This window comes from Streptomyces sp. BK340 (assembly GCF_007827595.1).
GTDB lineage: Bacteria > Actinomycetota > Actinomycetes > Streptomycetales > Streptomycetaceae > Streptomyces.
This window is the reverse complement of the sequence record NZ_VISR01000021.1, coordinates 181,396-188,333: the sequence shown is the minus strand read 5'-3', so window position 1 is coordinate 188,333 and position 6,938 is coordinate 181,396. Positions and strand designations below refer to the sequence as shown.

Annotated in this window: 9 protein-coding genes; 6 read left to right on the top strand and 3 right to left on the bottom strand. The window is 71.5% G+C overall.

The genetic code is table 11. The features are described from left to right. Positions 1 to 319 precede the first annotated feature (319 nt). Positions 320 to 1,171 (bottom strand): helix-turn-helix transcriptional regulator, encoded by an 852-nt coding sequence (locus tag FB157_RS31455; RefSeq protein ID WP_145884037.1) that lies wholly within the window; start codon positions 1,169 to 1,171, stop codon positions 320 to 322. 87 nt (positions 1,172 to 1,258) lie between these two features. Here FB157_RS31455 and FB157_RS31450 point away from each other — a divergent pair, with 87 nt between their 5' ends. The 6 genes from FB157_RS31450 to FB157_RS31430 all read left to right on the top strand — a co-directional run bounded on the left by FB157_RS31450 (position 1,259) and on the right by FB157_RS31430 (position 5,334). Continuing rightward, positions 1,259 to 2,044, top strand: coding sequence for an SDR family NAD(P)-dependent oxidoreductase (locus tag FB157_RS31450; protein ID WP_145884036.1), 786 nt, complete (start codon positions 1,259 to 1,261; stop codon positions 2,042 to 2,044). Positions 2,045 to 2,217: 173 nt separating this feature from the next. Next, positions 2,218 to 3,849 (top strand): sigma-70 family RNA polymerase sigma factor, encoded by a 1,632-nt coding sequence (locus FB157_RS31445; RefSeq protein ID WP_145884035.1) that lies wholly within the window; start codon positions 2,218 to 2,220, stop codon positions 3,847 to 3,849. Positions 3,850 to 4,038: 189 nt separating this feature from the next. Further along, a complete protein-coding gene (locus FB157_RS31440; protein ID WP_145884034.1) occupies positions 4,039 to 4,326 on the top strand; it encodes a DUF1905 domain-containing protein in 288 nt (95 codons plus the stop codon). A 142-nt stretch (positions 4,327 to 4,468) separates the two neighbouring features. Beyond that, the gene (locus FB157_RS31435) at positions 4,469 to 4,933 is read left to right on the top strand and encodes a MarR family winged helix-turn-helix transcriptional regulator (protein WP_145884033.1); all 465 of its coding nucleotides are present in this window, start codon (positions 4,469 to 4,471) and stop codon (positions 4,931 to 4,933) included. Continuing rightward, positions 4,930 to 5,052 (top strand): SRPBCC family protein, encoded by a 123-nt coding sequence (locus tag FB157_RS47600; RefSeq protein ID WP_186581777.1) that lies wholly within the window; start codon positions 4,930 to 4,932, stop codon positions 5,050 to 5,052. The genes FB157_RS31435 and FB157_RS47600 overlap by 4 nt, the downstream gene beginning before the upstream one ends. A 27-nt stretch (positions 5,053 to 5,079) precedes the next feature. Further along, on the top strand, positions 5,080 to 5,334 hold the full coding sequence (locus tag FB157_RS31430; RefSeq protein WP_145884032.1) for a hypothetical protein: 255 nt from the start codon (positions 5,080 to 5,082) through the stop codon (positions 5,332 to 5,334). A 31-nt stretch (positions 5,335 to 5,365) separates the two neighbouring features. Here the strand turns inward: FB157_RS31430 and FB157_RS47595 are convergent, their stop codons facing one another. Together FB157_RS47595 and FB157_RS31425 are read right to left on the bottom strand one after the other, a co-directional pair. Next, positions 5,366 to 5,521, bottom strand: a complete 156-nt coding sequence (locus FB157_RS47595; RefSeq protein WP_186581776.1) for a DUF6131 family protein — start codon at positions 5,519 to 5,521, stop codon at positions 5,366 to 5,368. A gap of 136 nt (positions 5,522 to 5,657) precedes the next feature. Then, positions 5,658 to 6,842 carry a CdaR family transcriptional regulator gene (locus tag FB157_RS31425; protein WP_261386659.1) on the bottom strand — a complete coding sequence of 395 codons (1,185 nt, stop codon included), beginning with the start codon at positions 6,840 to 6,842 and terminating at the stop codon, positions 5,658 to 5,660. Positions 6,843 to 6,938 lie beyond the last annotated feature (96 nt).

Genomic DNA, 6,938 nt, shown 5'->3' with positions numbered 1-6,938 from the left:
GCGGCGTCCGGTGCGGTGCATCGCAAGGCGGAGGAGCACCCGCGTACTGGGCGTACTCGGGTGGTCCGACAACGCGGCGAGGTGCCGTGCCGGGCGTCGCGGACCGGCTGATCCAAACGAAACCCCCCAAACCCGGGGCGGACGTCGGGACGCCGGCTTTCCCGGTGGCTTGACCGCCTGGCCGACGATCGACGCCGCGGGCGGCCCGTGGACATCCGGCTCGGACAGCTTCCTCGTCGAGGCCCCCGCGCTCCACGCCCCTCTGCGGCGGGCCCTGTCGGACCGTGCCGGGGCCCGCGACGTCGGGGCTCGACGCCGTTCAGCGGAACGCGTCCATGCGCTGGGTGCCGATGACCGACAGCAGCCGCAGCGCCCCCTCGGAGGGCGAGCCGGGGGCTGCGGTGTAGATGACGACCTGCTGGTCCCGGTCGGTGATGTGGAGAACGTCGCAGTTGACGGTCACCGGGCCGACCACCGGGTGCTGGAACGTCTTGCACAGTGTGGGCTCGGCGGTCACGTCGTGGGAGGCCCACAGCCGGGCGAACTCCTCGCTCCCGCCGAGCAGTTCTTCGATCAGGCCGGTCAGCTCGGGGTCGTCGGGGTAGCGGGCGGCGGCTGCGCGCAGGCGCCGGGCCGAGGCACGGGCGAACGCGTCGGCGTCGGACACCCCGTACAACCGCCGCCCATGGGGGCTCGGTCCGAGGAAGGCCCGGCGCACCAGGTTGCGCTCGCGTCGGGGCAGGGCGGAGAAGTCCTCCATGAGAGCGGCCGCCAGATCGTTCCAGGCGAGCACCTCGAAGGCCGCCGACGTCACGATCGCGGCGGCCTGCGGCAGCCGGTGCAGCAGGTCGAGGACGCTCTGGCGCACCTCGCGCGGGGGCCCGGGCGGCGGGCCCGGCGGCGCACCGGCGAGGTGGTGGAGGTGGACGCGCTCCGCGTCCGACAGACGCAGCGCCCGGGTCAGTCCGGCCAGCACCTCGCGCGAGGGACGCGGGCCTCGCGCCTGTTCGAGCCGCGTGTAGTACTCGGTCGAGATGAACGCCAACTGCGCCACCTCCTCACGGCGCAGCCCCGGGGTGCGGCGGCGCGGCCCGGTGGGCAGCCCCGCCTCGGCGGGAGTGATCCGCTCGCGCCTGCTGCGCAGGAAGGCCGCCAGTTCTCGTCTGTCCACGTCCTCAGTGTGCGCGGGGTCCGGGCAGCCGATCCAGGTACCGCCGGTGCCTGGATCGGCTGCCCGGACCGACGCAGGCTCGCTGCCATGAACGACACATCCACCACCACTGCCCCGGGTCTGCTGGCCGGCAAGGTCGCCTTCATCACCGGTGCCGGGCGAGGCATCGGCGCCGCCGCGGCCCGCCTGTTCGCCCGGGAGGGCGCCGAGGTGATGCTCGCGGCCCGGACGGAGACACAGCTCCAGGCGGTGACCGAGGAAGTCCGGGCGGCGGGCGGCAGCGCGGACTACGTGCTGTGCGATCTGGCCGACGCGGCCGGTGTGCGCGCGGCCGTGGACCGCGTCGTGGACCGGTACGGCCGCCTCGACATCGCCTTCAACAACGGCGCGACCCTCCAGCGCCCCGGCCCCATGGACCAGTTCCCGGAGGCCGACTTCGACCACGTCTTCTCCGTGAACCTCAAGAGCGTCTGGGTGGCCATGGCCGCCGAGGTCGCCGCCATCCGGGCCGCGGCCGGAACCGGGGCCATCGTCAACAACTCGTCCATCGGCAGCCTGCGCGGCAACCCCGAACTGCCTGTCTACGGCGCGATGAAGCGGGCCGTCAACAGCCTCACCGAGTCGGCCGCGGTCACGTACGGCCCGGAGGGCATCCGGGTCAACGCCATCGCGCCCGGCGGCACGCTGACCGAGATGATCCGCACCTGGGAGGCCGAATCGCCCGGAGTCCTCGACCGGATCAGGGCTCAGACCCCGCTGCGCCGCGTCGCCGACCCCGACGAGATCGCCCAGGCCGCCGCCTGGCTCCTCAGCGACCGCTCCTCCTTCGTGTCCGGTACGGTCCTTCGCGTCGACGGCGGGGCTCGGGCCTGAGGCCGGAACCGCATGGTCCGTGCCGTGTGTGATCTCTCCCATTGCGGTCGACGGGCCGATGCGGCCAACCTCTCGTCGAACGAATCTCCGAAGAACTGTTATCGGGGGCTCACCGGGCGGTCTCCCAGGTATCGGACAGCACCGTTCGGCATTCGAGGACAGGGAAGCGATTGATGAGTACAGAGCACACGGTGGCGTCGGCAGCCCTGGTGACCGCTGCCCGGGCGGGTGACGCGGCGGCCCAGGACGCCCTGGTCAGCGCGTACCTCCCGCTGGTCTACAACATCGTGGGGCGTGCTTTGAACGGTTCGGTCGACGTCGACGACGTGGTGCAGGAGACCATGCTCCGGGCCCTCGACGCGCTGGGCGGTCTGCGTACTCCCGAGAGCTTCCGCTCCTGGCTCGTGGCCATCGCGATGAACCAGGTCCGGACGCACTGGCAGGACCGGCAGTTCGCTGCGGGCGCCGTCGAGGAGGCCGAGGAACTCGCGGATCCGGGCGCGGACTTCGTGGATCTGACGATGGTTCAGCTGCAGCTGTCCGGGCAGCGCCAGGAGACCGCGCGCGCCACCCGCTGGCTGGAGCCGGACGACCGGGGACTGCTGTCGCTGTGGTGGCTGGAGTGCGCCGGTGAGCTGACCCGCGGCGAGGTCGCGGCAGCCCTGGAGCTGTCGCCCCAGCACACCGCGGTCCGCGTACAGCGGATGAAGGCGCAGTTGGAGGCGGCCCGCGTGGTGGTGCGGGCGCTGGACGCACAGCCGCCGTGCACGGAGCTGCAGGGTGTGCTGGCCTCCTGGGACGGCCGGCCCTCCGCACTGTGGCGCAAGCGAATAGCCAGGCACGCCCGCGGCTGCGTGCACTGCTCAGGACTGTGGACCGGTCTGATGCCCGCCGAGGGCCTGTTGGCCGGTCTGGGCCTGGTCGCGGTGTCGACCGTGCTGCTGGCGAAGATGGGGCACACCGCGGGCGGGATGGCCCTGGCCGGCTCGGCGTCCCGGCTGGACGGGGCGGCGGACCACGCCGCAGCGGGCCCGGCGGAAGGCCGCCGCGCCGCGCGTGGCCGGTCGGCTTCCCGGGGCGAGGTCCGCCGGCGCCGGCGCGTCCGACGCCGGGCCGTCGGCGGCGCCGTCGTGGCGGCCTGCGTCGCGGGCGGTGGCTTCTGGTACTTCGGGACGGACTCCGGGTCGGGCAACGAGGGGGCGACCGCCGCGCGGGTCGCCGGCGATCCCGTGGTGGACCTCTCGGCACCCCGCGTCGTCGAGACCTCGAAGCCGGCCTCCCCGTCGCCGTCCCCGTCGGCCTCGAAGAAGGCGAGCAGTTCCAAGAAGACTCACCCGACGAAGAAGGCCACGCCGACTCCGCGGCAGTCCACCCGGCCCCCGCGGACCGCGCCCAGCACACCGCAGGCGCAGTCCGCACCCGCGGGCGATGTGGCGCAGGTGGTCGCGCTGGTGAACAAGGAGCGCGCGGCCGCCGGTTGCGGACCGCTCACCGAGAACGCGCAACTGGAGAAGGCCGCGCAGGCCCACTCCGACGACATGGCCGCCCGCAACTTCTTCGACCACACCAATCCGGACGGCGCCGACCCCGGTCAGCGCATCACCGCCGCGGGCTACCGCTGGTCCACGTACGGGGAGAACATCGCGATGGGCCAGCAGACCCCGCAGTCCGTGATGGACTCCTGGATGAACAGCCCCGGCCACCGTGCCAACATCCTCAACTGCTCGTTCAAGGAGATCGGCGTGGGCGTCCACAAGGGTTCCGGTGGTCCCTGGTGGACCCAGGACTTCGGCGCCAAGCTCTGACGCCGGGCGGAAAGGGAGGGGTGTTCCGGGCACGATGCGACGCCGTACCGGCAGGTGCCCTTCCCCACGGCCCGGCCGAGCCGATTTCAAGGGACGTTTCAAGGGACCTGATTTCGAGGGACGTTGGGGCCGGGGCGGCGCAGGTACGCTGAGCACGACCTCCCCACCGCGAGAAACGGGACCGCCTTCATGGACCTCACCTTCGCCGGTCACGTGATCGAATGGCGTGGGCCGTCGCCCTACTACTTCGTCGCCGTGCCGGACGAGGAGTCCGCCGACATCCGCGAGGTGGCCGCTGCGGCCACGTACGGCTGGGGCGTGATTCCGGTCGAGGCGCGCATCGGCGAGGTGACCTTCACGACGTCGCTCTTCCCGAAGGACGGCTCCTACCTGCTGCCGCTCAAGAACGCCGTGCGCAAGCCGCAGGGCCTCGCCGAGGGCGACGACGTGACGGTGGAGATGTCGGTGCGCCTCTAGCGCCGGACGCCGTCCTTCTGCCGCCGGACGCTGACTCCCGCCGCCCCGGTGGGCGAGCCCCCACACGGCCCTGACTGACAGGGGCGTCGCGCAAGCTGACGATTGTCTTGACAACGATTGCCTAGACAATCACGATGGACGTGTGACTGCGACACGCGGACTGCACGACCACCTCGGCTACTGGCTGCGACGGCTCTCGGACGAGGTCCACGCCCGCTTCGAAGCCGAGATCGGGCGGCACGGCGTCACCGTCTCCCAGTGGGGGGTGATGGCGAGCGTGTCCCACGGTCACGCCACCACCAAGGCGGTGGCACAGCACATGGCCATCGATCCCGGGGCCGTCTCGCGGCTCGTGGACCGCCTGGTCGCCAAGGGACTGATCCGCCGCGAGCCCGATCCGGCCTCCCGGCGGACCGTGCTGCTCGTCCTCACCGACGAAGGCCGTGCGCTGGTCCCCGTGCTGGCCGGCCTCGCCGACCGGAACGACGCCTACTTCTTCGGCTCGCTCGAGCCCCCGCAGCGTGACCAGCTGGAGAGCTGGATCCGCAGGCTCGTGGGCGAACCCCACCCCGCCCCACCGCACGACACCATGGAGGAGTCGTCATGATCGCCCGTTCCCGCACCAGGACCGTGAGCATCGACCGGCCCGTGGCCGACGTCTTCGCCTTCCTGGCCGACCCGGCGAACTGGTCGAAGTGGGCCGTCGTCAACGTCAAGTCGATCTAGCCCACGGAGGACCCCGACTGGTGGGCCATGTCGACCCCGGTGGGTCCGGCCCGGCTCCGCCTGCGCGCCGACGCCGAGTTCGGCATCCTGGACCACGACTTTCTGGACGACACCGCGTCCCGGCGGGTCCCCGCCCGCGTCGTCCCCAACGGCGACGGAGCCGAATTCATGATCACCTTCTATCAGCCGCCGGGCTTCAGCGACCAGTTCTTCGACGAGCAGATCGCCCTGGTCGACACGGAACTGTCCACGCTCAAGTCGCTCCTGGAACTCCAGGAATGACCACGTTCGATCGAGTGGGGAGTGTCTGCGCTCACCAGTAATGCCGGCGGCCTGCGAGTGCATGACCCATGGAGCCCATGATCCACAGGACCGCGCCGATCACCACCAGGATGATGCCGATGGTCCACAGGATCGAAATGCCGGTGAGGAAGCCGACAATGAGCAGGATGATGCCGAGGATGACCATGATGTGCCTCCTGTCGGTCTCGGAAGTTTCCACCTGTGCGAGTGCCCCGAAATTCCGGAAAAATCCCATTTAGGGCTCCGAAATTTTCGAGCGGCTGAATTGTGGCGCCGTGACCGAACGCGCTCTTCCGGCACTTTCAGTGGCGGCTGCCGCCCGACCGTGGAACGAGCCGCAGCGCGTGCAGGGCGGTGCCCAGGTCGACCAGGGCGGCGGGATCGGAGAGCGAACGGCCCGTCAGCTTCTCTATCCGCCGGAGTCGATAGCGCACCGTGTTCGGGTGGATGAAGAGCCGGTTCGCCGTCTCGGCGGCGACGCCTCCCGCCGTGAACCAGTGGCCGAGCGTCTCCAGGAGGCGTGCCCGCTCAGGCGCCGGCAGCTCCAGGACCGGGCCCAGGACGACCTCGACCAGGCGTGCCGCCTCGGCAGGCGCGGCGGCCACCAGCATGGCGAGCGGACTGTCGTCGAAGCGGGCCACGCCCGGCCCGTCGCCCGGCAGCCCGGCCAGCGCCAGCCGGGCGAAGCGCAGCGCCTGCGGTGTGTCGCTCAGCGAGTCGAACCGGGGGCTGACCCCCACCCGTGCCTGATGGTGCCGCAGCGCCCTGCGGCTCACCGTCTCGGCGTCGGGATGAGCCAGTGAGAGCAGCCCGATCTGCTCGCCCGGCAGCAGCCGCCACGCCGACTGCACACCGGTCTGGCGCAGGGCCCCCTCGATACCGGGCAGCGGTTCCCCGCCCGGATCCGGCACGGAGGCGGCCACGACCGCGTAGGGTCCCCGCTCCGGCAGACCGAGTTGCCGTGCCGTCTCCCAGAGTGTGGTCCGGTCCGCGAGCGCGCCCGTGAACAGGGCCTCGACCAGCGCCGATCGGCGCGCCTCGCGCTGCAGCGCCAACTCGGCACTGGCCTCCCGGTAGGCCGCCGCGACAGCCTCCGCGTAACGGCCGAACTGCGCCCAGATGTCCGAAGAGCCCGCCACCAGCTGGGCGTCCGTGACATCCGGATGCCGCTGCGCCTCGTCGACCATCTGTGACCAGAGGTACCCGAACCCGATCCGATAGGCGTGCAGCGTGTCCGCGAGCGGCACTCCCTGCTCGGCGCGGAGCCGGCCGGTCTGCTCCGCGGGCCGCACATCGGGTTCCGCGTCGAGCGCGAAACGCCCCAGCAACTGGTCCGCGTTGGCCGTGCAGGACTCCCGCAGCGAGGCGAAGGGGATCAGCGACTCGTCGGCGTAGGACTCGACCTCGGCGCGGATGCGCCGCGCCATCCGCTCACCCAGTTCCGGCAGCCGTCCCAGCAGGGCGGCACTCACGTCCGAGAGGCTCATCCCTGCAGCGTACGGGGTGCTCTTTGTTCCCCGGGACAAACTCCGGCCGGCTGAGCTGTCCGCCCGGCCATGGACGCTCCCGGACCTGGACGCCAC